We start from the raw sequence: 24,267 nt of genomic DNA on the forward strand, positions 1-24,267 counted from the left end.
GGTACGATCATGGGTCGCACCCTCCCTCCCCGAGGTGATTCGTGGACGACGATCCGAGACGACAAGGGCTGCGTGCCGGGTTCGACCGGTCGGCGCGGGACTACGAGCGGACACGGCCGGTCTGCCCTCCTCGGCTGTTCGACGACTTGGTCGAGGTTGCCGGTCTCGGACCCGGGGACCGGGTGGTCGAGATCGGTTGTGGCACGGGGCAGGCGACCGTGCCGCTGGCCGAGCGCGGGCTGGCGGTCATAGCTGTGGAGTTGGGTGCCGAGCTCGCGGCCCTCGCCCGCTCCCGGCTGGCCGGGTTCCCCACCTCGGAGGTGGTGACGTCCTCGTTCGAGGACTGGCAGCCCGCGCGCGCCGAATCGCCGGTGGACGCGGTCGTGGCGGTCAACTCCCTGCACTGGGTCGATCCCGAGCTCCGGTACGCCAAACCCCGTCGCCTGCTTCGTCCCGGAGGTTGCCTGGCGGTGGCCGGATGTGTGCGGGTGCAGCCCGCGGACGCCGACGGCTTCTGGACGCAGGTGCAGGAGGACTACCGGGCGGTGGGGTACGAGGGCGACCCGCCGCCCGCGCCCGGCCAGGTGGGCCCGATGCACCTTCCCGCGGAGGCCGGCACCCTCTTTGAGGAGGTGGCGAGCAGGCGTTACCCCTTCGAGGTGCCGTATGCCGCCGAGGACTACCTCGCCAACCTGGCCACCCAGTCCGGCACGCACGCGCTCGGTGAGGCGGGGAGCGCGGACTTCCTCGCTCGGGTCCGGCGCCGGTTGGAGTCACTCGGCCGGCCTCGGCTGACGGTCGGTTTCGTTGCCCTGCTCACCGTCGGCCGCCGGTTGCCATGACGACCGCGCAGAAGTACGCCGACTTCGCCGCACGTGAGGCGCGTGGGGTTTCCCCCGCGTACGAACGCCTGTCGCTTGCGGTCTCCGGCGACGACGAGGTGCTCGCCCTGCTGGATGAGCTTCCGGCGCCGAAACGGCAGCCGAACCTGCTCTTCGGCGTCGTACGCTTCCTCGGCGGTCCGGTGGAGGACCCGGCCGAGTTCCACAACTACACCACGGCGAACTGGCCGCGGATCGAGGCGCAGATGCGCGTCCGCGCCACGCAGACCAACGAGGCCGGCCGGTGCGCTGTCCTGTTGCCGGTGCTCGCCTCACTGCCGAAACCGCTTGCCCTGCTGGAAGTTGGCGCTTCCGCCGGACTGTGCCTGTATCCCGACCGGTATGCCTACCGCTACGGCGACCGGGTGATCGGGACCGGCGAACCTGTGCTGGGCTGCGAGGCCACCGGGGCGCTTCCGCCGCTCACGCTGCCCGAGGTCGTCTGGCGGGGTGGGCTCGACCTCAACCCGCTCGACGTCACTGACCCCGCGGACGTCGCGTGGCTCGACGCGCTCATCTGGCCCGAGCATGCACACCGCCGTGCCCGGCTGCGGGCAGCGTCGGCCGTCGCCGCGGCCGACCCACCAGTGCTGGTACGCGGGGACCTGGTGGACGGCCTACCGGCCCTGGTGGCGCAGGCGCCGGCCGACGCGACGCTGGTGGTGTTCCACACTTCGGTGCTGTACCAGGTGCCGGCGCCCCGGCGAGCGGCGTTCGGGGACCTGGTCGAGGGGCTGCCCGGGCACTGGATCTCCAACGAGGCCCCCGACGTTCTGCCGTACGACGATCTGCCCGAGCCGCCCGACAGCGCCCACCACAACGTGCTCGCCCTCGACGGCAGGCCGCTCGCCTGGACGAAGGGCCACGGTCAGGCCCTGCACTGGTTCGCGTAGCTCGCGTAGCTTCTGGTAGCCCCCGGCAGTTCGCCGAGCGACCGCTCGACTACCCATGGTGCCCGCCGGACCGGTCGCGGTCGGTGGCGGAGCGTTCGTGACACCCTTGGGGCCATGCCCGAACCCCTGTCGCAGGCGCTCGCCCGCGTACGCGAGGAACTACTGGACCCCGAGCGGCTCGTCCGTGCCGTGGCCGCCGGTCGGCGCCGCGGGCACGAGACCCCCTGGCGCCGGGCCGAGCTGAGGTATGTCGACGTCCGGGCAGGGCGGGTACTGCAGATCACGACGTACGACGAACGCCAGGCCCACACCCGCAACGCCTCTCCCGGGCCGGAGGCGGAGGAGGCCGTCGACGGCCTGCTTGCGACGGCGTTCGGCAACTGGCATCTCGACTCCGTGGACGAGACGCTGCAGCTTCGGGTCACCAAGAAGGGCGAGGCGCAGGTGCACGTTCGCCCCCGCGTGGACGAGCAGCCGGTCAGCCGCGAGCACGACCGGGAGAAGCCGCGACTGCTGCCGGCGGACGACCCGGTGCTCAGGGCGGTTGGTATCGCCGACCACCAGGGCAGGATCAAGCCCACCCGGCAGGCAAAGTACCGCCAGGTCGACGAGTTCCTCCGGGTGCTCGAGCCCGCGCTCGACCGGGCGCTGGAGACGGGGCTCGTGCCGCGGCCGACCGACGAGCGTCCGCTGCGCGTCGTCGACCTCGGTTGCGGCAACGCCTACCTGACCTTCGCCGCCGCGAGCTATCTCGCGAACGTCCGCAAGCTCGCCTTGCGGATGACCGGGATCGACCTACGCACACAGGCGCGCGACCGGAACACCAAGCTGGCAACGGAGTTGGGCTTCGGGCATCAGCTGACCTTCGCGGCTTCCAGCATCGCCTCCGCCGAACTCGACGACGCTCCCGATCTCGTTCTGTCCCTGCACGCGTGCGACACCGCGACCGACGACGCGCTGGCCCGGGCGGTGCGATGGGAGGCGCCGCTGATCCTCGCCGCACCCTGCTGCCACCACGACATCCAGGTCCAGCTGAGCCAGGTCGAGACGCCCGAGCCGTACGCAATCATCACCAGGCACGGCATTCTGCGCGAGCGCTTCGCGGACGTGCTGACCGACGCGCTGCGCGCCTCGATCCTGCGCCGGCATGGTTACCGCGTGGAGACGATCCAGTTCGTCGGCAGCGAGCACACGCCCCGCAACATCATGTTGCGCGCCACACGTACCGGAGCGGAGGCGGGTGAGAACATCGGCGAGGAGTACACCGACATGACCAAGCAGTGGAACGTCCGCCCCGCCCTCGCACGCCTGCTGGACGGCTGACGGCGCACGCCGGCGCTAGGCGTTCCATACCTGCTGCAGGCGGTCCTCCATCCACCGGGATTTTCGGCCTGAGTTACGTACGTGTCGGCCAGTCACATCGACGCAGGCGATACACCACGTCGCCGTGCTCGTTGCCTTCAAGTGGATCGGGCCAGTCCAGGTGGAGCGTACGGATGTGCTCGAACCCGAGCTTCTCCAGCACCCTTCGCGAGCCGGTGTTGACGGCCATGGTCGTGGCGCGGATCTCCGCCGTACCCACTTCGGCGAACGCCCGCTGCACCAGCGCGCGGGCGCCCTCGGTAGCGAAGCCGCGGCCCCAGGCCGCCCGCCGCAGCCGATATCCGAGCGAGACTATGGCCGAGGCGTCCTCGAGTGTCCCGAGCGTCCACAGCCCGTCGTCGGCCGGGACCGCGGGATGGAGGCCGAACCAGCCGACGAACTCCCTGTCCGTTCTCGTCTCTGCCGCCCAGTGCCCGAAGCCGGGACATTCGTCGTACTCGGCGAGGAGTTCCGGAAGCACCTGGTCGTCGAGTTCGGAACGCGGGATCGTCGGCAGGCTGATGTGGCCCATGCCCGCCGGGTCGCCGTACAGCCTCCAGAGGTTGTCCGCGTCCGACGGTTCCAACCGCCGCAGCACCAGGCGCTCGGTCGACGCGAGGATGTCCACCACCGCCACGATCGCGTTCGACCATGGTCAACGCAACATCTTTCCGTCGGCGAGTCGAAGGATCATGTCCGTGTGTGACCGAATGGGGCGTATAGCATCGATGCTATGACCTGGGTAGTGTTGAGCTGGAACCAGAGGTACGCGAGTGGTTGGAAGCGCTGTCGAGCGCCCAGTTCTCACGGGCGACGTTCTACGTGGACCTACTCGAGGAGCAGGGGGTGCAGCTGGACGAGCCCTACACGCGCCAGCTGGACGGCAAGCTACGTGAATTGCGGTTCTATCTTGATCGGGACCAGATGCGGATCACGTACTGGATCTCTCCGGGGCGGAGAATCATCCTGCTGACCGTGTTCCGTAAGACACAAACGAGGATCGTGAGATCGAGCGGGCGCGGCGCGCTTTGGCCCAGTGTATCGACCGGGGGCATACGGTCGAGGACGAGGAGGGTGTGCGGTGAGTGGACGAAGCAGCTGGAGAGAGATCCGAGAGCGGCGGATGGCGGAGCCAGGCGCCAGCGAAGCTTATGAGGCAACGCGCCTGGCTTTCGAGCTTGGTGCCGCTGTACGACAGTTGCGGGAGCAGCGCGGCTGGACACAGCGCGAGCTTGCGGAGTCTGCGGGATTGACCCAGTCCGCTGTTGCACGGTTCGAGGCGGGTGGCACGGTGCCGACACTGCCCATCCTCGAGCGGATCGCACACGCGTTGGATCTCGAACTTGCGGTGAGTTTCCAGCCCCGCTCCAGTGCAGCCTGATCGACGGCACCGACTCAGGGGCGCAGGCATCCGGGGCCGAGCAACGCCTTGAGGTCACCGACCAGCGAGGGGCTGGGTGTGACCTGCCAGCGGTCCTCCAGGCGGAGGACGAGCGTCCGGTCGACGGCCCGTAGGTGTAGGTGGACCCGCACGGAGCCGTGGTGCGCTGCGAAGATCTCCTTCAGCCGGTCCACCACGGGCGGCGTGCACCGCTCCCGGGTCAGCGTGATCGCCAGGGGACCGGCGCTGGTCGCCAGGGTGCTCGGGTCGGGCTGGGACAGGTCGGTGGCGATGAGTTGCGGGGTGTCCTCCCGCCGGTCGAGCCGGCCGGAGACGACGGCCAGGCTGTCCTCGGCCAGGTTGGCGCCGACCTGTTGATACGTCGACGGAAAGAGCAGGACGTCGATCCCGGCGGTGAGATCCTCGACGCGGACGACGGCCCACGCGTCGCCGCGCCTGGTGATCTTGCGCTGGATCGCCGTGACCAGGCCGGCGATGGTGACGTTCGCGCCGTCGGGGCGTTCGTCGTCGGCCAGCAGCGGGGCAACCGCGGTGTCGCACAACTTCGCCAGGCCGTGTTCGAGGCCGTTCAGCGGATGGTCGGACACGTAGAGCCCGAGCATGTCGCGTTCGTTGGCGAGCAGAACCCGCTTGTCCCACTCCGCGACGTCGGGGATCGCGAACGGCATCCCGAGTTCGACGCCGCCGTCACCGCCGTCGTCGGCGTCGAAGGAACCGAACAACGAGTGCTGACCCACCGCCTCGGCGCGCTTCTCTCGTACGAAGTGGTCGATCGCCTCCTCATGGCAGGCTGTCAACGCACGCCTGCGGTGACCCAGCGAGTCGAACGCGCCTGCTTTGACCAGTGACTCCACGACCCGCTTGTTGCACACGGGCAGGGGGACCTTGGCAAGGAAGTCGGCGAAGTCGGCGAACCTCCCCTTCTCGCCTCGCGCGGTGACGATCGCCTCGACCACGTTGGCGCCGACGTTGCGTACGGCTGTCAACCCGAACCTGACGTCCTCACCGACCGGGGTGAACGTCGCCTCGGACTCGTTGACGTCGGGTGGCAGCACGGTGATCCCCATGTGCCGGCACTCACCGAGGTAGAGCGCCAACCTGTCCTTTACATCGCCGACCGAGGTGAGGACGGCGGCCATGTACTCCGCGGGGTAGTGGGCCTTGAGATAGGCCGCCCAGTACGCCACCAGCCCGTACGCCGCGGAGTGTGCTTTGTTGAACGCGTAGTCGGAGAACGGCACGAGCACGTCCCACAGTGCGGTGACGGCCTGGGCGGAGAATCCGCGGGAGAGCATGCCGCGTTCGAAGTTGACGAACTCCGCGTCCAGCACCTCCTTCTTCTTCTTGCCCATCGCCTTGCGCAGCAGGTCGGCGTTGCCCAGGCTGTAGCCGGCGAGCTGGCGGGCGATCTCCAGCACCTGCTCCTGGTAGATGATCAGGCCGTACGTCTCACCGAGGATGGGTTCGAGCGCGCCGGCCAGCTCCGGGTGCAGGTAGCTGGTCTCCTGGTGCCCGTTCTTGCGCTGGGCGTAGTTGATGTGGGAGTTCGCGCCCATCGGACCGGGCCGGTAGAGCGCGATGGTGGCCGCGATGTCCTCGAACCGGTCCGGCTTCATCAGCTTCAGCAGCGCGCGCATCGGCCCGCCGTCGAGCTGGAACACCCCGAGGGTGTCACCGCGCGCCAGTAGTTCATACGTCTTCTTGTCGTCGCGCGACTTCCCGAGCGACTCCAGGTCGACGTCCACCCCACGGGCGAGCTTGACGTTGGCGATCGCGTCACCGAGTACGGCGAGGTTGCGCAGCCCGAGGAAGTCCATCTTGACCAGGCCGAGAGACTCACACGCCGGGTAGTCGAACTGCGTGAGGATCGCGCCGTTCTGCTCCCGCTTCATCAGCGGAACGATGTCGATCAGCGGGTCCGACGACATGATGACGCCGGCAGCGTGCATGCCCCACTGGCGTTTGAGCCCCTCGATCCCGGTCGCCTTCTCGACGACGGTCGCGACCTCGGCGTCGGACTCGCACAGCGCGCGGAACTCGCCACCCTCGCCGTAGCGGCTGTGCGACGGGTCGAAGAGCTGCTTGAGCGGGACGTCCTTGCCCATCACCGGTGGCGGCATGGCCTTGGTGATCCGATCACCGGTCGCGAAGGGATGGCCAAGTACGCGGCTGGCGTCCTTGACCGCCTGCTTGGCCTTGATCGTTCCGTACGTGACGATCTGGCAGACGCGGTCGTCGCCGTACTTCTCGGTGACGTAGCGGATGACCTCGCCTCGGCGGCGCTCGTCGAAGTCGACGTCGAAGTCCGGCATCGACTTCCGCTCGGGGTTGAGGAAGCGCTCGAAGATCAGCCCGTGTTCGAGCGGATCCAGGTCGGTGATCCGCATCGCGTACGCGCACATCGACCCCGCGCCCGACCCGCGCACGACGCTGCGGATGCCGCCGTCGGTGGCCCACGTGATGAAGTCGGCGACGACCAGGAAGTACCCCGGGTAACCCTTGCCGATGATCACCTCGGCCTCGAAGTCGGCGCGCGCACGCACGTCGTCCGGGATGCCGGCCGGATATCGGCGCCGCAGACCGGCGCCGACCTCCTTGAGGAACCACGACGTCTCGTCCTCGCCCGCCGGGCACGGGAACCGCGGCATGTACCGGCCCTCGCCCTCGACGAAGGAGATCTCGCACCGCTCGGCGATGTCCAGCGTCGCGTCGCAGGCCTCCGGCAGGTCGCGGAACAACTCCCGCATCTCCGCCGCCGACTTCAGGTAGTAACCGTCGCCCTCGAGCCTGAACCGCTTCGGGTCGGCCAGCGTCGAAGCGGACTGGACGCACAGCAACACCTCGTGCGCTGTGGCGTCCTCGCGCCGGACATAGTGCAGGTCGTTGGTCGCGACCAGGGGCAGGGCGAGATCCTTCGCCAGCCGCAACAGGTCCGCGCGTACGCGCCGCTCGATCGGCAGGCCGTGGTCCATGAGCTCGACGTAGTAGTTGCCGGTGCCGAAGATGTCGCGGAACTCCGCCGCGGACGCCCGCGCCTGGTCGTACTGCCCGAGACGAAGGTACGTCTGCACCTCACCCGACGGGCATCCGGTCGTCGCGATGAGTCCCCTGGCGTAGGTGCGCAGGAGTTCCCGGTCCATTCGCGGCTTGTAGAAGAAGCCCTCGATCGCTGCCCGCGACCCGAGCCGGAACAGGTTGTGCATGCCCTGGTTGTTCTCGGCCAGCAGGGTGAGGTGGGTGTACGCACCGCCGCCGGACACGTCGTCGCCGCCCTTGCCGCCGGCGTCGCCCCATCGCACCCGGGTGCGGTCGCCGCGGTGAGTTTTCGGAGTCAGGTAGGCCTCCAGGCCCACGATCGGTTTGACCGCGGTGCGCTGGGCGACCTTGTAGAACTCGTACGCACCGAAGAGGTAGCCGTGGTCGGTGAGCGCCACCGCCCGCATCTGCTCCTGCTCGCAGGCCGCGAACAGGTCACCGACGCGGGCGGCACCGTCGAGCATGGAGTACTCGGAGTGGACGTGCAGGTGCACGAAGTCGCCGTTTCTCGAACCGGGCATGGGCTCCCCTCAGCCGGACACCAACCTCGCAAGGCCGACGAGGTTACGCCCGTGTGGGGGATCCGACGTCCCGGACACTCCGTCTTCCTGAGGGCTGAGACGATCACGAACCGGTCCCGGCCACACCTCAAGGTCCTAGGCTTTCCGGCACTGGCTGGCCTTGTCGGTGAGGGTCGTGTTGTCCTCCGAGGATCTGACTCGACGGACTGGGCGATGGAGGCGACCGGGCTACCGGGCTACCGGACGCAGGTGCATCTGGAGCGCACCGGATATGCGGTACTCCAGTGGTGCGGCTGAAGTACCCCGGGAACCGGCACGAGCTGCTGCGCAGGCTTCTCGGAGAGCGCTCGGAGATCCTGGAGTGCCTGCGCAGCAGCTCCAGTGCGGTAAATGCTCGAGGTACTGGGCGCACACCACACTGAACCAACTCCAGATGGCGATCCTCGGAAATCAGGAAGAGGTCATCGAACTGTCTTCCCGTTCTGGTGAGAGTCACCTGAACTGAGTTGCCGGAATCAGTACATGTCGAACCTCGGCGGAATTCGAAGGTGCAGGGCGGTCGCAGACGTTCAGCGGCGTTCTACCTTGCCGGCCTTGATGCAGGAAGTGCAGACGTTCAGCCGCTTGGGCTTGCCGTCGACCAAAGCGTGCACGGTCTGGATGTTGGGCTTGAACTGCCGGCGAGAACGACCCTTGACCTTCCGCTTCAACGCGCGGTGTCCCAGCCGGGCAACCTTGTTTCCGAACGCTGGGCGCTTGTCACAGATATCGCACACACCAGCCATGGCGGATCTCCTGAATGGGTCGCCTGAATTCGATGTCGCGTTGTGACGAACATCAGCACGCGATTCGGCGAGCGTAGCCAGGCATCATTTCTCGAGCAACGGAATTACTCGAGCGCATCGAGGAGGGTCTGGCACACCTGGCGCACCGGTGCGCGGTTGACCGCGATCTGCCGTTGGTCGTCGACGTCCACCAGTCCCGCCTCTCGCAGGGCGGCGACCTGACGCGAGACTGTGCTCTGGTGAACGCACTGATCGACCAGGTGCGCACGGCCGGCTGCGAGATCACCATCGAGCCGGCCGACGCGCCGTGGGGCGTACGGGAGGCGGGGTTCCGCGACCCCGACGGCAACGGGTTGTACGTCACCGGCCCCCTGAGCTGACTACCGGACGTCCACGTAGTCGCCGGCCACGGTGACCGCGCCGGTGGTGGCAGTTCCCGGGAAGTACCAACGCCAGGTGCCGTCGGCGGAGGCGGTGACCCTGGTCCACAGACCGCCGCCGGTTCCGCTGATCACGGTCTTGACCGTCTTGTACGTCGTGGTGCCACTCTTGCGGAACTGCAGCGCCACGGTCTGCTTGGTGTAGCCGGCGTAGTGGTGGGTGTCCCAGTTGGCCCGCTTGAGGGTGCCGCTGACGGTGATGGGTGCGCCCTTCTTCACCGGCTCGGGCGAGGCGTTGACGGTGAGGTTGGCGGCCCGCTTCAACGAGAAGTGTCCGATCCGCTCGTCGTACGCGAAGTCGCCGTCGTTGGCGTCCAGCCAAGCGCCGACGTACCACGTGCCCGCGTTCTCGTTGTACAGGTCCACTCGGGGGTCGATGGTGTAGCTGGCTGTGCACGAGGTGGCGCTCTGGCAGCGAGTGCCGTCCTTGAAGAAGTACCCGGCCGGTCCGGTCAGGTCGGTGTCGACAGACGCCAGTCCGGAGTCGTCGCGGCCGCGAACGGTGACCTTGAAGGTCTTGGCGTACGTCGTACCGATGACGACGCTCTTCCCGCCGTTCACCGTCACGCCGGTGATCTCGGTGTCGCCGTAGACCGATGCGTTGGCCGCCGGAGCGGACAGCCCGGCGATCCCGACGGTGGCCGCGGCGGCGGCGAGCATGGCAGCAGCGCGTTTGCGCATCATGTGAGTTCCCCCTGAAGACGAAGCGCGTCTGAGCCTGATCGTTCGGCGGCGCTTCCGGCGAGGTCACTGTAGTCGTTCACAACACCTGGAAACGCCGCCGATCACCACGATCCGGTGCGGCTTTCACGCTTGTTTTACGGAGGAAACCGCTGTTTGACGCTGCCGTCATGGTCTGCGCCGACAGCGGTTCGTCACGTCACGCGCCGGACGCGGCGCGGTCCTCCTGCAGGGTGTGCGCGACCAGGGCGTTCGCGTGGCCGTGGCCGAGCCCGTGCTCGGTCTTGAGCCAGGTGACGAGTTCGGAGTGCTTGGTCAGCTCGGACGTACGAATCAGGCCCTTCCACTCCTCGATCGGCCGACCGTACTTCTTCTCGATCGACGGGAAGTACGACGCCGGGCCCTTCACCGTCGCGGGCGGGTTGGCAGGACTGCTGCTGGTCATTTGTGGTTCTCTGATGTCAACGTGTAGTTGCGGGACGGTGTTTCGTCGAGGTGTTCAGGTAGTCGACGAGGGCGTCTGCCAGTTCCTTGGGATGGCTGAGCATCGCGCAGTGACATCCGGGGAGCTCGTCCGGTGTGATGCCCAGGCGTTCGGGCACCAGCCGGCGGAAGAAGTCGGCGGGGAACAGCCGGTCCTCCCCGAAGAGCACGAACCTCGTCGGTACGTCGGGCCAGGTCGCCAGCGGCCACGGCTGCCGGCTCGCCGCGGGGGACTCGTTGCGCCCGCGCCCCAGCGCCTCCTCGGCAAGCGGGCGTGGCACCCCACCGTAGAAGAGGACGTACGGGTCGTCGCTGCCGGTGAGGCCGCCGTCAAGCTCCGCTTGCTTCGCCGCCGCCTCGGAGTAACCCGTGTTGCTCCACCAGTCGCCGGGAGGCTCGCCGGGGGAGGGCACCATCCCGGCCATCAGCACCAGGAGATCCGCTGAGAGGCGGTCGGCGACGAGTGGGGCGGTGAAGCCGCCGTAGGAGTGGCCGACCACCACCAGATCCTTTCGGTCTCTTCCGTCTCGCCGGCCGCCGGCCGCCGCGACCACTGCGTCGGCGAACGCGTCGAGGTCGGCGGACTCGTCCTCGCACGGCAGGTCGGGAGCGACCGTGTCGTGGCCGCGGGCACGGAGTTCGGCCTCCACCAGATGCCAGGCCCAGCCGACGTCTCCACCGCCGTGGACCAACACGAAGGTCGCCATGTTCGGCAGACCACCTCTCGCTCTCGGCCGGTTGTCGTCCCGGGGTAGACCGACGCCGGCGCCTGAACTCATCGGTCCGGCCAGGGCGAGTGTCGTTCAGTGATCGACGCCCGCGGCCGCGAGGAGGCCCAGCAGTTCGTCCCGGACGGCCGGCGTCACCGCGATGGTCCGCAGGGAGTCCAGGTCGTGTGGGCTGCCGTCGATGTCGACCACCTCTGCACCCGCCTCGCGGGCGATGATCACCCCGGCCGCCATGTCCCACGGCTTGTTGCTGAGCAGGACGCAGGCGTCCAGGCGACCGGCGGCGGTCCACGCCAGGTCGGTGGCCGCCGACCCGAGCATCCGGATGCGTTCGACCCGGTGGGCGAGCCCTTCGACCATCGCCAGCCGGAGTGGGTTCTGCCGCGTGGCCGCCGCGCCCGTGGCGAAGTCGCCGACCGCGACGAAGGCGCGATCCAGGCTGGTTGCCGTACCGCAGTGGATGGGCTCGCCGTTGAGGAACGCACCACCCCCGCGCGCCGCGTGGTAGCGCTCGTCCAGGAACGGCAGGTCGACCACGCCGAGGACCGGGCGCCTGCGGTGGACCAGCCCCAGCGACGTCCCGCACATGGGCACGCCGTGGATGAGGTTGGACGTACCGTCCACCGGGTCCAGCGCCCAGAACGGCCGATCGTCGGCACCTGGGTCGGTGGGGGACAGGTCCGGTCGGCCGCCGTCAGCCGTCCCGGAACCCTCCTCCTCGCCGAGGAAGCCGAACTCCGGAGTGCGTTCGCGGAGGTACGCCCGAAGCTCGCGTTCGACCGTGAAGTCGAGGTTGGAGGCGAAGTCCCGGTCGCTCTTCTGCGTCACCGAGGTGAGGGACACACCGGACTCGCCGCGCAGCGTTCGGCGGCTGATGTCGGCGGCGCCGAGGGCGACGTGCAGGAGTTCGTCCAGGTCCACCCCGACCACTGCTGCCTCCTGTCGATCGCTCGCACGGCGCGGATGAGTGCGCCGACGCCGGTGAGGTTACGCGAGGCGCCTCGAGCGGCGTGGACCCGCTTCGCCGGCGATCCGGTCCGGCCCAGTTTCTCGTAGCGCCGTCCGGCCGGGCGGGAGGCGCGCGGATCAGCCGGGGTCGACGATCTCCGGTGCGTAGATCGTCCCGAGGGGCTCTGGACCTACGTACTGCTGGCAGTTGCACTGCCGCGCTTCGTACTTCACCGGCAGGCGGTCGGCGTCCCAGGCGACCGGGGTCTGCACCTCCTCGTGGCACTTCCCGGTGGACCGGTCGTGCTTGGCGAGGTGGTGGGTGCAGCCGCAGATGGGCTGAGGCGGCTGGTTGGCCGCCTGCTGGCGAGCGTACGGCGGGTGGTCTCCTGCTCGAGTTCGAGCCGGCGCTTGTGGCGCGTCTTCAGCGCCTTGCGCGTGGTCTCGACCATCCAGCTGGCGCCGCCGAGCCAGATGAAGATGAGCAGGATCCACATCCAGCCGCTCATGGCGTTCCCCCAAGGTCGTACGCCGCCCAAGCATCGCACCCGCCGTCGTACGGCGGCAACACGAAGCGGGCGGGAGGGGCTCCTGATCGCAGCCGGTGGCCGAGATGGCCAACCCGGATGAACGCCGGTGCCCGGACGTCGCCTCGGTGGTCCAGGGCGTGGTCGCGGTCTGCCACGGAACGATCAGCGGAGACCAGTGGGCCGTGATCGTGTACTTCGAGGACGCGCAGGGCCACTACACCCTCGTCCCCGTCTAGTCCGTGCCCGCGGCCACCCCCTGGGCCGGGCCGAGGGCGCTCAGGAGTTGGCGACGAACTTGCTCAGGCCGTCGAGCAACATGGTGCTGCCCTGTTCGGCCATGTCGCGCTCCTCCTTGGTGTCGCTGGTCTGGGACACCGTGATCTCCGAACGCTCACCGAGGTCGGTGAAGTCCGCCGACATCGCCACCGGCTCCGGCCGGCCGGGCACGTTCATGCCGAGGACGAGGCGCCGCTTGTCGGCGACCTCGAGGTAGGTCCCCCCGAGTGGGAACTCACCGCCCGGTGTGACCATGGTCGCCTTCCAGGTGCCGCCGGGCCGGACGTGCATCTCGACCGAGCCGGGAACCGCGTTCGCCCACTGGGCGTACTGCTCGGGGTTCGTCCACGCCTCCCACACCTTGGCGACCGGTGCGTCGAGCGTGCGGGTGAGCGTGTAGGTGTAGCCGTTCTCAGCCATCGTGACTCTCCTTCTGTGCATCGGTGTGTGTGCATCGGTTTGTGCGCATCGGCCCTGGGCGAATCGGCTCTGGGCGCCGGTCCGCCGGCGACGCGGCGGTGCCTTCTTCTCGTACGGTCGGCTCCCCCGCGGCCGACCGGGCACCATCGTCGGCCGGCCGGCGTGGCCCGGGCATCCGTGGTCAGTACGGATCCACCACGGACTCGCCACGGATTCACCACGTGGCCGCCACGGGCCGACCGGCGGATACGGTGCACTCGTGGGGGAGGCGACGACCGGCGCGGCCTCGGTCTCGGAGCGGGAGGCCGAGGTGCTCGGCCTGCTGCGCGCCCGCCTGTCCAACGCCGCGATCGCCGGCCGGCTGCACATCTCGGTCCGCACCGTGGAAAGCCACGTGTCCTCCCTGCTGCGCAAGTACGCCGTACCCGACCGGGCGGCCCTGGCCGCGATCGCCGGCCCGGCGGAGGACGGCACCGACCGCATCGACGGTCTCGCCTCCGCCGCAGCCGCCGGGTCGTCCCCTGCCCAGATCCTCGGCCTGCCCGTACCCCGAACTCCCTTCATCGGCCGAGTGAGCGAACGGGACGCGATCCTGGCCGCCCTGCGGACCGAGCGCCTGGTGACACTGCTCGGCCCGGGCGGGGTCGGCAAGACCCGCTTGGCGGCGAGCGCGGCGTGGGTGGCGGGTCCGGCGTTCCCGTCCGGCGGTGCCTTCGTCGACCTGGTGCCCGCGGGAGCGGAGTTCGTCACCCAGGCCGTCGCGGCGGCCCTCGGCGTCACCGAGTCGGGCCGGCAGACCCTGGCCGAGGGGATCGTCCACCGCTTCGGGGCGGGGCGCTCGCTCCTGGTGCTGGACAACTGTGAGCACCTGGTGGACGCCGTCGCCGCGTTCGCCGACCGGATGCTGTCCGGCTGCCCCGGACTGACCATCCTCGCCACGAGCAGGGAACGCCTGGCCGTGCCCGGGGAGCGGGTCCTGCCGGTGGCTCCACTGCCGCTCGGGTCACACGCGGAGGAGCTGTTCCGGGTGCGCGCGGCCGCGGTCGATCCCGATGTCGTGCTGGACGCCGCCGTCGTGGGAGAGGTGTGCCGGCGGCTGGACGGGATGCCGCTGGCCATTGAGTTGGCCGCGGCCCGGCTGCCTGCGCTGGGTGGCGAGGGGCTTCGGGCCGGTCTGGACGACGCGCTCCGGCTGGTCTCCGGCGGCCGGGGTGCTCACGTACGCCACCGCTCGCTTCGCGACGTGATCAGCTGGAGCTACGGGCTCCTGGACCATGAGGAGCGCGGGTTGTTCCGGCGGCTGGCGGTGTTCGCCGGGCCGTTCGACCTGGCCGCGGCGGCGGCGATGCTTCCCGGGGGCGAAGCGAGCGCGGCGGCCGACCTGCTCGGCCGGCTGGTGGAGAAGAGCATGGTCGTACGGCAGCGCGGTGCTCGGGGCAGCTGGCGACTGCTGGAGACGGTCCGAACGTTTGCCGAGGACGAACTCCGGGCTAGCGGAGAGCTGAACGACGTGCGCGCCCGGCACCTGGAGTGGGCGGCCGGCACCGCCGCCGAGCTGGACCGGCGCCGGGTCGCGGCCGGGTCGTGGCGGGACGACTTCGACCTGGTGGTCGACGATCTGCGGGCCGCCGTGTCGCACGCCTGGGCGGACCGGTCGCGTGCGTCCACGGCCGCGCGGGCAGGCAGAGGCGCCCACCGGCTGGCCCGGTCGCTTGCCGCGCTCAGTTACGCCCGCAGGTTCGTCAGCGAGGCCACTCTGCACTTCCGGCAGGCGGCCGACCTCGCTCCCGCACCGGGTGCGGCCGCCCACGACCTGCGCAGCGCGGCCGAGACCACGCTGGCCGGCCTCAACCCTGGCACCGAGGCGTTCGACCTGCTCGTCGCCGCCGCGGACCGGGCGGGTGAGGCGGGCGAGCCGGAGACCCGGGCGAGGCTGCTGGCCAGGGCCGTGGAGGCGGCCTGCCGGTTCAACGCCGACCCGACGGCGGTTCCCCGCGAGCGCCTGGCCCGGATGCTGGCGGACGCGCGCGCCTGCGCCGACCCCGGCGACGCGGTGACGGCGGCCGCGCTGGCGGCCGCGGCCGCGTGGGCGGGTGGATACACCTGGCGGGCGCCCGACTCCGAGACGGCGCGGCTCGCTGTGGGAGCGGCCCGCGTCGCCGGCGATCCGGTCCTGATCAGCGCCTGCCTGGACGCGGTGAGCGCGGCGGCCGTCCGGGCCGGCAGGCTGCGCGAGGCACACCTCGTGTCGGGGGAGCGGCTCCCGCTGGTGGCCGCGATGGCACGGGACGACCCGGCGGCGGGCGCGGAGATCGCCGACGCGCTGCACATGGCGGTGACGTACGCCGTCGCGGCCGGCGACCTGCCCGCGGCCCGACCCGCGGCGGTCCGGTTGCATGCCGACGAACTCGTCGGCCACCACCCGTACGCCTCCGCCGGAAAGCTGGTCACCGTGCTGGCGTTGGGTGGCGCGTTCGAGGAGGTGCTCGACCACGCCGAGGACATGTGGGAGGGCTGGTTGCGCGCGGGGCGGCCGGTGGCGACGGCGCTGGCGCCGGCCGTTCTCTCGGTGGCCCTCGTCCACGGCCTGCGTGGTGACGAGGACGGGTTCGCGGACTGGCGGATGCGGGCGCGGCAGGTCAGCGGGGCGGCCGACCCGGCCGGCCTGAACGAGGCACCCGGCGTCGCGTCGTTCGCCGCCTTCGTCGACGCGCGGGTGGCGGTGCACACCGGACGCCTGGCCGACGCGGCGGAGGTGGTCCTGCGGGCGTTCGCCGACTATCCGCTGAGCCGGCACGAGGCGTACGCCCATGCGGCCGGCGCGGAGCTGGCGGTGGTGGCGGAGCTGCCGGACGCAGCCGGCCGGCTGGCCGAGGCGGCGATCTGGGCGGGGCAGAACGAGTGGGCGGCGGCGTGTCTGGCCCGTGCGCGGGGGCGAGCCTTCGGGGACGCCGCCCTGCTCGCCGAGTCGGCCGCCGGATGGGAGCGCATCGGCGCCGCGTACGAACTCAGGTCGACCCGCGAGCTGATCGCTGCCACCTGATCGACGCGGCGACCTGATCGACGCGGCGCGGTCGGTCAGACCTTCGCACGGACGGGCGCCGCCAGGAACGCATGGACCATGCTCGTCAGCCACTCGGCGCGCTCCATCAGCGCGAGATGGCCGGTGCCCGGAAGGACGGCGAGCTGGGAGTTGGGCAGCCCGGCGACGTCACCGGCCACCCCGCCGCCGAGCAGCCGGAACATCGACAGCGCGTGCTCGGGACGTACGACGTCGGAGTCGCCCACGACGATCAGCGCCGGCGCCTTGATGGCCGCCACCGCTTCCTCCGGCCAGCCGACGAACTCCAGGTTGAGCCGCTTGACGCGTTCGATCAGCACCGGCCAGTCCTGCGGACGGGGCGCGGTGCGCAGGTAGTCCTCCTTCAACGGGCTGCCCGCGAGGTGTTCGGGGGAGAGCGCGGCCATGTCCTCCACCACGCCGGGGTGGAAGCCGTCCCGGTCGTAGGCAGGGGTGGCGAGGACCAGTTTGCGGGCGAGCTCGGGGTGGCGGATGGCGAGGCAGACGGCGATGCCGCTGCCCATGCCGAAGCCGAGGATGTCGGCGTCGCTGACCGACACGTGGCGCAGCACGGCCGCGGTGTCGTCGGCCAACTGCTCGTAGCTCAGTGGGCGCTCGATGTCGCCGGTGTGGCCGTGTGACTGCTGTTCGACGGCGACGACCCGGTGGTCGCGGGCCAGCAACGGCAGGATCGCGCCGAACGACGTGCCGATCGTGGCGAGCGCACCGTGCAGCAACACGAGCGGGCGGCCCTCGCCGTGCACCTCGTAGTACATGTCCAGGCCGTTCACCGGCACGTAGCCACTCGTGCCGGCCGCCGACGGTGTGCCCGATCCGCGCGGTGGCGTGGTCGGCCCCGTTGTCGGCTCCGTGGTCGTGGAGTTGGTCATGATGGTGCCTCCCCTGCCCGCGGCTCCAGGCTTGTCTTCCCGGTCCGCGCGGGGTCCGACCATGGATTCGGTGAGAACCCGGGAGAAATAGTCGGTCGGCGGGAGATTCGGGCGTGATCGACCGGAGGTCCGATGGGGGTCCGATGGATCAGCCGAGGTCAGACGGCGTTGACGCCGCCCCAGTAGCGGGGGTCGTCGCGGCGGCTGGGGAAGGGCTCCGGCGGGTCGGTTTCGGCAGTCTCGACCCACTCCGTCGGCGAGACGCGCTCGGGCAGTTCACCGAAACGGACGTACCGGAGGAACGCCAGCTCCTCGTCGGTGAAACGTTCCCGGGGGCCGGTGGTGTCGGTCATGTTCCGACCTCCTCTGGGGCGCGTGAACGGTGCCTGCCTCCATTGTGCGCCCGGACGGGTCACCGGCCGTGGAGTTCGACGATCTCGCCTGCTCTCGGCCGGCGGATCTCGGTGCCCGCCCGCTCGGCCTCCATGGCGAGAACGTCGTCCAGCACGCTCAGGCCCCACTCGTTGAGCAGCCCGTCGTGGATGGCGTACGCCCGCCGCGGCGCGACCTCGCGCAGATAGCCGATCATGGCGGGGACGGTCAGCCACGGCGCCTGTCCCGGTAGCAACAGCGTGGGTACGTCCACCACCGTCAGCGCGTCGCCCGGATGGAAGACCTCCCCGTCGACCAGGAAGCCGACGTTGTCCACCGGCGGCATGTCCGGATGGCTGACGTGATGCTTGCGGCCCACCACCGACACCTCGAACCCCGCGACGGTGAAGCGGTCGCCGTCGTTCACCACCTGCACCCGTTCGCCGAGCCCCGTCAGGTGCCGGGCCACGCCCGGGCAGGTGTAGACGGGCAGCTCCGACTCAGCCAGCCGGTCGGCGTCGAAGTGGTCGAGGTGTTCGTGGGTGACGAGGACGGCATCGGCTCGGTTCAGCGCCTCGGCCTCCGGCGTCATCACCCCCGGGTCGACGACGATCGACCGGCCGCCCTTCTCCAGGCGTACGCACGCGTGGCCGAACTTCGTCAGCTTCATGAGGGCCATGCTGGCATGAGCCGCCCGTCCGCAGGGCGGGGCCGCGATCGGGTTCAACACCTCGGGTGGTGACAGTGGTGACAGTGGTGACAGTGTCGAGGCGGCCCGGCGCCGGCTGTGACGTCGGCGCGGGCGAGCACGCGTGACAGGAAGCGGTCGAACGGCAGGCCGAGTCCCTGGGTGAGCAGGGGGTCCGGGCCGCCGTGGTACGCCAGCAGCCGGGACCGCTCGCTCTCCAGCAGGCCACGCAGGCGTTCGGCCAACTCCGGGCCGTCCCCGGACAGGTCGCGCGTCTCGCCCGGGTCCGCGCGCAGGTCGAACACCGACGAGTCCGGGCGGCGCGGGCGACCGTAGAAGTCCGGCAGCGGCGTGCCGTCGGCGAGCGCGGTGACCGGCTGGATCAGCTTGTGGTCGGGTGTACGCACCGACACCGACGCCTGCCGGGTGGATTCCACGGTCAGCACGTGCTCGCGGCCGGGTGCGGCGGGATCGGTCAGCACGGAGCGCAGGCTGGTCCCGGTCAGCGGGTACGCCGGCAACGGGATGTCGCCCAGATCGCACAGTGTCGGCAGCAGGTCCTCGTGTGAGACGAGGGCGCCGCGCCTGCCCGGTGCGAGGCCGGGCACGCGCATCATCAGGACAGTGCGGGTCACCGCGTCGTACAGCCCGTGGTGGTCGAAGTGGAAGTCGCCCTCGCCGAAGCACTCGCCGTGGTCGGACAGGACGACGAACACCGTGTCGTCCCACAGGCCCAGGCCGGTGAGCCCCTCGACCAGCCGGGTCACCTGCGCGTCGACCTGGCTTATCTCCCCGTCGTACTGCGCGACGACGTAGGCGTAGTCGTCCGGGTGCCGCAGCTTCATGTCGGCGAGGAACGCGTCGTAGTAGTCCGGCGACAGCGCCCGGACGTCGGTGAGGTCGAACGGCCCGGACCCCGGCTCGTAGTGGAGGGTGTCGTACGGCGGCCGCGGGCCGTATGGCGTGTGCGGGTCCCAGTAGTGCACGAACAGCAGCAGCGGGTCGTCCCCGGGTGCGTCGGTGGCGTCGGCGGCCAGCGAGAGCGCCGCGTCGGTGATCCGCGCGCTCTGGTCGCCGAAGGGCGTGTAGACGAAGCCGGAGTACTGCTCGAACCCGCGGGCGAACCAGCTGCCCCGGCCCGATCCCTGCACGACGAGGTTGTCGCACGCCGCGGTGTGGTAGCCCGCCTCCTGGGCGAGCTGCGGCAGGGTGGCGATCCGCCCACCCATCCGGTGCCGCGCCGGGTGGGTGACGACCTGGTGCACGAGGGGGTGCAGCCCGGTGAGCAGCGTGGTGAACGCGGGTGTGGTGGGGATGCCCGCCGCGCAGAACGCGTCGAAGACCACGCTCCGCGCGGCGAGCGCGTCCAGACCCGGAGACGTCGGATGCCGGTAGCCGTAGCACCCCAGATGGTCCGGCCGCAGCGTGTCGATCCCCACCACGACGATGTGCGGACGCCTTCGCACGTTGGGTTCTGCTCCGTTCCGCTTGTACGGGCTCAGCGGCCGGCGTTGAGTTCGCTCGGGTCGGGGATGTTCGCCGCGCCGCCCGCGGAGCCGACGCGTTCGCGCAACGGCGTCGCGCCGGCGCCGACCACCTCCTCCGGCTTCGGCTGACCGATCGCCGACGCGCAGGCACCCTGCTCGGCCACCGGGTCCCGGGTCTTCCCGGTCTCGGCCAGCCGCCGGGACAGCCACGCGTCCAGTCGGTCCGACAGCTCCTTCACCACGGCGGGTTCGCTCTCGGCGAGGTTGTTCTGCTCACCGGGGTCGGCCTGCAGGTCGTACAACTCGACCATCGGCCGGCCGTGCGGGTCCGGCTCGATCGCCCGGATGAACTTCCACCGGTCGGTACGCAAGCCCCGCTTGACTTCCCAGGTCGCCTCGGACAGGTACACCGTGTCGTAGTTGCCGTCGCGTACGCCGGACAGCACGGGGAACAGGCTGAGGCCCTCCATGTGCTCCCGCTGCGGGATGCCCGCGGCGTCGAGCAGCGTCTGCGCGACGTCGAGGTTCTGCACCAGGCCGGGTATCCGTTTGCCCGCGGGTAGCGTTCCCGGCCAGGAGATGATCAGCGGGATGTGGACGTTGCCCTCGTACAGCCCGTGGTGGTCGAAGTAGCCGAGCTGCTCGTTGAGCACCTCACCGTGGTCGGCGGTGATCACCACGATGGTGTCCTCGCGGACGCGCTCGAGCGCCTCGAAGACCCGGGCGAGGTGCTCGTCCATGTAGCGGATCTCGCCGTCGTAGAGATCGATCACGTGCTGGGCGTCGGTGACACCGGGCATCCAGTCGTGGAAGTACCACTTGAACGGCTCCCAGCTCCACGCCTCGTCCATGCTGTGGTTGTCCGGGTCGTACGGGTCCCGGCCGCTGTCGGTGTAGAGGTCCTCGTAACCGGGCGGCGGGAGGTAGGGCGTGTGCGGGTCCCAGTAGTGCAGGAAGCAGAAGAACGGCCGCTCGTCCGCGACTAGGTCCTCCAGCACCGGCAGCGCGAGGTTCGTCACCGTCTCGGCCTTGCGCAGCACCGTCGGGTCCGAGCGGTCCCACTGGTACTGCTCGTAGCGTTCGTAGCCGCGGGTGAAGTGCCGGCCCATGTTGTCCACCGCGGCCGTGGCGTAGCCGTTGTCCCGCAGGATCTCCGGCAGCAGGCGTACGCCGTCGGCGACCGGCACGCCACCGCCGATGTTGACGATGTCGTGGGTGATCGCCTCCTTGCCGGAGAACAGCGTGGTGAAGCTCGGGTGGGTCGGGATGTTGGGCGCGATGCAGCGTTCGAACACCACGCCCTGGGAGGCGAACGCGTCGATGTTCGGGCTGGTGTCGCGGGCGTAGCCGTAGCAGCCGAGGTGGTCCGCGCGCTGGGTGTCCAGCGCGATCACGACGATGTTCGGCGGCCTGCGCGCTCCTTCGGGCGGGGTGCCCTCCGCGGCCGTCATCCGTTCACCTCCTCGATGGTGCCGTTCTCGAACGACCGGATCGCCGCCTCGATGACCTCCTGCGCGGCCAGGCCGTCCTCACCGGAGGCGTCCAGCGGACCACCGGCTGCGACCTGCGAGACGAACGCGTTGATCCGGTTGCGGAACGTCTCGTTGAAGTTGCCCATCCCGCCCATGATGGAGTTCTCCACCACCAGCTTCTCCGGCGACGTACGCGGGAAGAACTCCAGCTTCTGGTAGACGTTCTCGATCACCATCCGGCCGGCGCTGCCGCCGACCTCGCACCGCTCGATCGGGTGCAGACCGCTGGCGTCGTAGCTGCCGGTGAGGTGACCGACCGCGCCGCTGGCGAACTGCACGTTGACCGAGGCGTTGGACCAGATCTGGCGGCCCGGGCCCTTGTGGCAGAACGCCTGCACCTTCGAGATCGGCCCGCCGAAGTAGCGCATCACGTCGATCGAGTGCGGGTGCAGTGCCCGCAGGTGGAACCACGGCGAGCTCTCGTTCGGGTTGTTGATCCACAGTGCCATGTTCAGGAACAGCACCTCGCCGAGCGTGCCGTCCTCCTGCAGCTTCTTGGCGCGCTCTGCCGCCGGGGTGAACCGGTGGTTGAGGTTGACGCCCATGAGGACGCCACGCTCCTTCGCCGCCCGTACCATCTCCCGGGCGTGCTCGATGTTGTTGGAGATCGGCTTCTCCACCAGCACGTGCACACCGGCCTCGATCGCCTGCATCGTCGGCTCGTAATGGTGGCCGCCGTTCTCCGGTCCGGCGGTGGCGATGCTCACCGCGTCCGGGCGTTCGGCGGCGAGCATCTCACCGAGGTCGTGATATGCCGGTACGCCGTACGTCTTGGCCACCGGGTCGACCCGGCCGGCGTCGATGTCGCACAGGGCGACCAGCTCGGCGTCGGGGTTCTCCGAGTAGTAGCGGGAGTGCGTCTTGCCGATGTTGCCCAGGCCGACGACTGCGACACGCAACATGGTGCTCCTTTGTCGAGGGGGTACGAGCGGAGTCGGGTCCGGCCGGGTCAGCCGAGCTCCTGCAGGCAGCGGTTGAGGTAGCCGCGGGTCTCGGCCGCGATCGAGGTGGCCTGCGGCAGGGTGTACGACGCGGCGCCGATCACCTCGAGGTTGAGCGGTCCGGCGTACCCCACGTCCTTCAGCGCGCGCAGCGTCGCCGGGATGTCGACGGTGCCGCGGCCGGGCACCTGGGTGGGCGGCGGGCCGACCTGGCGTTCGCGGGAGGCGCAGTCGCGGAAGTGGCTGGTGATGATCCGCGGACCCCACTGGCGGGCGACGTCGTCGGGGTCCTCGTCGGCGCGGTAGAGGTGGCTCGGGTCGAAGTTCAGCCCCAGCGCCGGGTGGTCCACCTCGGCGGTGAGCCGCAGCGCGGTCGCCGCGTCGAAGATGGCCTGCCCCACGTGTGGCTTCACCGCGAGCCGGCAGCCGTGGTCGCGGGCGACGTCGGCCAGCCGGACGACGTTCGCGATCGCCTCCTTGGTGGACTCCTCGTCGCCTGACTTCCCGCCCGACCCGACGTTGACGATGTCGATGCCGATGGCGGCTGCGAGCTCGCAGACCCGGGCCAGGCGTTCGGGGTCGGTGGTGGCGGCCTCGACGGCGGTGGCGATGAGCCCGGCCGCCTCGACTCGCTTCCCGACCTCCTCCGCGCCGCGGGTGCCCTGGTCGACGGAGAGGTGCTCGCACATGCCCTTGATCGCGGCGAGCTCGACGTACTCGTAACCGGCGAAGGCGATCTGGTCGAGCGCCTCCTGCACGTCGAATCCGGCGAACAGCACCGTGTTGCATCCGAGCTTCACAGGTCACCTTCTTCTTGTCGTCGTGTCTTGGTCAAGCAGGTCCTCAACAAGTCCTCAGCAGATCCGGTCCTTCTGCCAGCGGATCGACTCGTCCCACTCGCTGCGCCGCAGGTCCAGGTCGCGCCAGTACCATCGGACGTCGTCCCGTGGGTCCTGCGGGTCCGGCCACTCCGCGTACACCTCTTCCCAGTCGAGCACGTCGCAGTGCACCCGCAGCGATCCCTCGTGCAGCGGGTCGGCAGCCGGTTGGTAGCGGTAGTCGCAGGACAGCCGCACCCGGTCGCCGGCCGCGTGCGGCAACGCCCGGTGGACGGTGTGGCTGGAGAAGGTCAGTACGTCGCCGGCGGTGAAGTCGCCCTGCGCCCATGCCAGGTCGAGGTCGCACAGGTACGCCTCGAGGCCACCGGCGCCCTCGGCGGCGTGGTAGGACATCAGGCCCTCGCGGTGCGAGCCGTCCAGCACGGACAGGCCGCCGAGCTCGCGCGGGCAGTCGCCGAGCGGGAACCACGCGGTCCACACCCGCGGCGTTCCCTGGATGTGGATGAAGTCCTGGTGAGGTGGCGTCGGCCGGGTGCCGCCGCCCGGGATCACGACGCGGGCGATGTTGCGCGGATGGGGGAGTACGTCCGCCCCGAACAGGTCCCGGTAGACCGCGAGCAGCCGGGGATGGTGGGCGAGTTCGTGGAACTGCCGTACCCGCTGGACGTCGGCGTAGGCGGCCCGGGTGATGCCCACGCCGCAGAACGCCGTCTCCTCGCGCGGCACCCGGTCGAACGCCGCGACGTCGGCGATGCCGTCCGAGACCGGCGTTCCGTCGACCAGCCAGCCGTACCGGCGGACAATCTGCAGAAACCGCCGGCGCAGGTCGAGCACGTCGTCGACCGGCAGCAGCCCGCGGAAGAACAGATAGCCGTGCTCGTCCGCGCGGGCCCGCAGCGCGGCGGGATCGCCGAGGAGGGCGGAGGAGTCGAGGAAGTCCGCGGTGCGTACCGCCGTGGCCGGTGTGGCCGAAGGTGTGACCTGCGGTGTCTTCGGCGGTGTGGTCGGAGGTGTGGCCCGAGATGTGCTCGGCGGTGTGGTCATGGTCGCTCCCGAGTGCGCGTTCGCTCC

The 24,267-nt window shown here is 70.1% G+C and carries 25 protein-coding genes; 8 read left to right on the plus strand and 17 right to left on the minus strand.

Annotated features, from left to right (window positions below; translation table 11 throughout):
- The first annotated feature begins 41 nt into the window (after positions 1-41).
- From ABZV93_RS26125 to ABZV93_RS26135, 3 genes are all read left to right on the plus strand, one after another.
- Complete coding sequence (locus ABZV93_RS26125) at positions 42-842, plus strand: class I SAM-dependent methyltransferase (RefSeq protein WP_354941018.1); 801 nt, start codon at positions 42-44, stop codon at positions 840-842.
- Positions 839-1,774, plus strand: a complete 936-nt coding sequence (locus tag ABZV93_RS26130; RefSeq protein WP_354941021.1) for a DUF2332 domain-containing protein — start codon at positions 839-841, stop codon at positions 1,772-1,774. The genes ABZV93_RS26125 and ABZV93_RS26130 overlap by 4 nt, the downstream gene beginning before the upstream one ends.
- 114 nt (positions 1,775-1,888) lie before the next feature.
- On the plus strand, positions 1,889-3,097 hold the full coding sequence (locus tag ABZV93_RS26135; protein ID WP_354941024.1) for an SAM-dependent methyltransferase: 1,209 nt from the start codon (positions 1,889-1,891) through the stop codon (positions 3,095-3,097).
- A 73-nt stretch (positions 3,098-3,170) separates the two neighbouring features.
- Here ABZV93_RS26135 and ABZV93_RS26140 read toward each other — a convergent pair whose 3' ends face one another.
- The gene (locus tag ABZV93_RS26140) at positions 3,171-3,764 is read right to left on the minus strand and encodes a GNAT family N-acetyltransferase (protein WP_354941026.1); all 594 of its coding nucleotides are present in this window, start codon (positions 3,762-3,764) and stop codon (positions 3,171-3,173) included.
- 194 nt (positions 3,765-3,958) lie between these two features.
- Here ABZV93_RS26140 and ABZV93_RS26145 point away from each other — a divergent pair, with 194 nt between their 5' ends.
- Together ABZV93_RS26145 and ABZV93_RS26150 are read left to right on the plus strand one after the other, a co-directional pair.
- Complete coding sequence (locus tag ABZV93_RS26145) at positions 3,959-4,291, plus strand: type II toxin-antitoxin system RelE/ParE family toxin (RefSeq protein WP_354941110.1); 333 nt, start codon at positions 3,959-3,961, stop codon at positions 4,289-4,291.
- Positions 4,218-4,517, plus strand: coding sequence for a helix-turn-helix transcriptional regulator (locus ABZV93_RS26150; protein ID WP_354941029.1), 300 nt, complete (start codon positions 4,218-4,220; stop codon positions 4,515-4,517). Before ABZV93_RS26145 ends, ABZV93_RS26150 begins: the two co-directional genes overlap by 74 nt.
- A gap of 14 nt (positions 4,518-4,531) precedes the next feature.
- Here ABZV93_RS26150 and dnaE read toward each other — a convergent pair whose 3' ends face one another.
- Together dnaE and rpmB are read right to left on the minus strand one after the other, a co-directional pair.
- The gene (gene dnaE / locus ABZV93_RS26155) at positions 4,532-8,095 is read right to left on the minus strand and encodes a DNA polymerase III subunit alpha (RefSeq protein WP_354941032.1); all 3,564 of its coding nucleotides are present in this window, start codon (positions 8,093-8,095) and stop codon (positions 4,532-4,534) included.
- A gap of 569 nt (positions 8,096-8,664) precedes the next feature.
- Positions 8,665-8,880: a 50S ribosomal protein L28 gene (rpmB, locus tag ABZV93_RS26160; protein WP_354941035.1), complete on the minus strand. Its 216-nt coding sequence runs from the start codon at positions 8,878-8,880 to the stop codon at positions 8,665-8,667.
- A gap of 239 nt (positions 8,881-9,119) precedes the next feature.
- Between rpmB and ABZV93_RS26165 the strand changes: the two genes are divergently transcribed.
- On the plus strand, positions 9,120-9,260 hold the full coding sequence (locus ABZV93_RS26165) for a VOC family protein (protein WP_354941038.1): 141 nt from the start codon (positions 9,120-9,122) through the stop codon (positions 9,258-9,260).
- On the opposite strand, the gene ABZV93_RS26170 is transcribed toward ABZV93_RS26165, so the two are convergent.
- The 5 genes from ABZV93_RS26170 to ABZV93_RS26190 form a co-directional block, all read right to left on the minus strand.
- Entirely contained in the window at positions 9,261-10,004 is a 744-nt protein-coding gene (locus ABZV93_RS26170; RefSeq protein ID WP_354941041.1) for a hypothetical protein, read from the minus strand. It lies immediately after the preceding gene.
- A 196-nt stretch (positions 10,005-10,200) separates the two neighbouring features.
- Positions 10,201-10,446 (minus strand): DUF4287 domain-containing protein, encoded by a 246-nt coding sequence (locus ABZV93_RS26175; RefSeq protein WP_354941044.1) that lies wholly within the window; start codon positions 10,444-10,446, stop codon positions 10,201-10,203.
- Positions 10,447-10,462: 16 nt separating this feature from the next.
- Positions 10,463-11,191: an alpha/beta hydrolase gene (locus ABZV93_RS26180; RefSeq protein WP_354941047.1), complete on the minus strand. Its 729-nt coding sequence runs from the start codon at positions 11,189-11,191 to the stop codon at positions 10,463-10,465.
- A 96-nt stretch (positions 11,192-11,287) separates the two neighbouring features.
- Entirely contained in the window at positions 11,288-12,142 is an 855-nt protein-coding gene (locus ABZV93_RS26185) for an inositol monophosphatase family protein (protein WP_354941050.1), read from the minus strand.
- Between the two features lie 156 nt (positions 12,143-12,298).
- Positions 12,299-12,433, minus strand: a complete 135-nt coding sequence (locus ABZV93_RS26190; protein WP_354941053.1) for a hypothetical protein — start codon at positions 12,431-12,433, stop codon at positions 12,299-12,301.
- Positions 12,434-12,773: 340 nt separating this feature from the next.
- Here ABZV93_RS26190 and ABZV93_RS26195 point away from each other — a divergent pair, with 340 nt between their 5' ends.
- Positions 12,774-12,926, plus strand: coding sequence for a hypothetical protein (locus tag ABZV93_RS26195; protein ID WP_354941056.1), 153 nt, complete (start codon positions 12,774-12,776; stop codon positions 12,924-12,926).
- Between the two features lie 40 nt (positions 12,927-12,966).
- Here the strand turns inward: ABZV93_RS26195 and ABZV93_RS26200 are convergent, their stop codons facing one another.
- A complete protein-coding gene (locus ABZV93_RS26200) occupies positions 12,967-13,386 on the minus strand; it encodes an SRPBCC domain-containing protein (RefSeq protein ID WP_354941059.1) in 420 nt (139 codons plus the stop codon).
- A gap of 259 nt (positions 13,387-13,645) precedes the next feature.
- On the opposite strand from ABZV93_RS26200, the gene ABZV93_RS26205 reads away from it, so the two are divergent.
- Positions 13,646-16,429 carry a LuxR C-terminal-related transcriptional regulator gene (locus tag ABZV93_RS26205; RefSeq protein WP_354941062.1) on the plus strand — a complete coding sequence of 928 codons (2,784 nt, stop codon included), beginning with the start codon at positions 13,646-13,648 and terminating at the stop codon, positions 16,427-16,429.
- Positions 16,430-16,464: 35 nt separating this feature from the next.
- Here the strand turns inward: ABZV93_RS26205 and ABZV93_RS26210 are convergent, their stop codons facing one another.
- The 8 genes from ABZV93_RS26210 to ABZV93_RS26245 form a co-directional block, all read right to left on the minus strand.
- Positions 16,465-17,337 (minus strand): alpha/beta hydrolase, encoded by an 873-nt coding sequence (locus ABZV93_RS26210; RefSeq protein WP_354941065.1) that lies wholly within the window; start codon positions 17,335-17,337, stop codon positions 16,465-16,467.
- A 158-nt stretch (positions 17,338-17,495) separates the two neighbouring features.
- The gene (locus tag ABZV93_RS26215; protein WP_354941068.1) at positions 17,496-17,690 is read right to left on the minus strand and encodes a hypothetical protein; all 195 of its coding nucleotides are present in this window, start codon (positions 17,688-17,690) and stop codon (positions 17,496-17,498) included.
- 59 nt (positions 17,691-17,749) lie between these two features.
- On the minus strand, positions 17,750-18,379 hold the full coding sequence (locus ABZV93_RS26220; protein WP_354941071.1) for an MBL fold metallo-hydrolase: 630 nt from the start codon (positions 18,377-18,379) through the stop codon (positions 17,750-17,752).
- 53 nt (positions 18,380-18,432) lie between these two features.
- Entirely contained in the window at positions 18,433-19,863 is a 1,431-nt protein-coding gene (locus ABZV93_RS26225) for a sulfatase (RefSeq protein ID WP_354941074.1), read from the minus strand.
- Positions 19,864-19,895: 32 nt separating this feature from the next.
- The gene (locus tag ABZV93_RS26230; protein ID WP_354941077.1) at positions 19,896-21,335 is read right to left on the minus strand and encodes a sulfatase; all 1,440 of its coding nucleotides are present in this window, start codon (positions 21,333-21,335) and stop codon (positions 19,896-19,898) included.
- A complete protein-coding gene (locus ABZV93_RS26235) occupies positions 21,332-22,318 on the minus strand; it encodes a Gfo/Idh/MocA family oxidoreductase (protein ID WP_354941080.1) in 987 nt (328 codons plus the stop codon). The genes ABZV93_RS26230 and ABZV93_RS26235 overlap by 4 nt, the downstream gene beginning before the upstream one ends.
- A 47-nt stretch (positions 22,319-22,365) precedes the next feature.
- Positions 22,366-23,157, minus strand: coding sequence for a sugar phosphate isomerase/epimerase (locus ABZV93_RS26240; protein ID WP_354941083.1), 792 nt, complete (start codon positions 23,155-23,157; stop codon positions 22,366-22,368).
- 54 nt (positions 23,158-23,211) lie between these two features.
- The gene (locus ABZV93_RS26245) at positions 23,212-24,240 is read right to left on the minus strand and encodes a phytanoyl-CoA dioxygenase family protein (RefSeq protein WP_354941086.1); all 1,029 of its coding nucleotides are present in this window, start codon (positions 24,238-24,240) and stop codon (positions 23,212-23,214) included.
- Positions 24,241-24,267 lie beyond the last annotated feature (27 nt).

The organism is Actinopolymorpha sp. NPDC004070 (genome assembly GCF_040610475.1).
In the GTDB taxonomy this organism is placed as follows: Bacteria; Actinomycetota; Actinomycetes; order Propionibacteriales; family Actinopolymorphaceae; genus Actinopolymorpha.

What these genes read in the sequence shown, in the direction of transcription:
- ABZV93_RS26130 (WP_354941021.1), top strand. Translation starts at nt 839, where the DNA reads ATGACGACCGCGCAGAAGTACGCCGACTTCGCCGCACGTGAGGCGCGT.
- ABZV93_RS26135 (WP_354941024.1), top strand. Translation starts at nt 1,889, where the DNA reads ATGCCCGAACCCCTGTCGCAGGCGCTCGCCCGCGTACGCGAGGAACTA.
- dnaE (WP_354941032.1), bottom strand. Translation starts at nt 8,095, where the DNA reads ATGCCCGGTTCGAGAAACGGCGACTTCGTGCACCTGCACGTCCACTCC.
- rpmB (WP_354941035.1), bottom strand. Translation starts at nt 8,880, where the DNA reads ATGGCTGGTGTGTGCGATATCTGTGACAAGCGCCCAGCGTTCGGAAAC.
- ABZV93_RS26170 (WP_354941041.1), bottom strand. Translation starts at nt 10,004, where the DNA reads ATGATGCGCAAACGCGCTGCTGCCATGCTCGCCGCCGCCGCGGCCACC.
- ABZV93_RS26175 (WP_354941044.1), bottom strand. Translation starts at nt 10,446, where the DNA reads ATGACCAGCAGCAGTCCTGCCAACCCGCCCGCGACGGTGAAGGGCCCG.
- ABZV93_RS26180 (WP_354941047.1), bottom strand. Translation starts at nt 11,191, where the DNA reads ATGGCGACCTTCGTGTTGGTCCACGGCGGTGGAGACGTCGGCTGGGCC.
- ABZV93_RS26195 (WP_354941056.1), top strand. Translation starts at nt 12,774, where the DNA reads ATGGCCAACCCGGATGAACGCCGGTGCCCGGACGTCGCCTCGGTGGTC.
- ABZV93_RS26200 (WP_354941059.1), bottom strand. Translation starts at nt 13,386, where the DNA reads ATGGCTGAGAACGGCTACACCTACACGCTCACCCGCACGCTCGACGCA.
- ABZV93_RS26210 (WP_354941065.1), bottom strand. Translation starts at nt 17,337, where the DNA reads ATGACCAACTCCACGACCACGGAGCCGACAACGGGGCCGACCACGCCA.
- ABZV93_RS26215 (WP_354941068.1), bottom strand. Translation starts at nt 17,690, where the DNA reads ATGACCGACACCACCGGCCCCCGGGAACGTTTCACCGACGAGGAGCTG.
- ABZV93_RS26220 (WP_354941071.1), bottom strand. Translation starts at nt 18,379, where the DNA reads ATGAAGCTGACGAAGTTCGGCCACGCGTGCGTACGCCTGGAGAAGGGC.
- ABZV93_RS26230 (WP_354941077.1), bottom strand. Translation starts at nt 21,335, where the DNA reads ATGACGGCCGCGGAGGGCACCCCGCCCGAAGGAGCGCGCAGGCCGCCG.
- ABZV93_RS26235 (WP_354941080.1), bottom strand. Translation starts at nt 22,318, where the DNA reads ATGTTGCGTGTCGCAGTCGTCGGCCTGGGCAACATCGGCAAGACGCAC.
- ABZV93_RS26245 (WP_354941086.1), bottom strand. Translation starts at nt 24,240, where the DNA reads ATGACCACACCGCCGAGCACATCTCGGGCCACACCTCCGACCACACCG.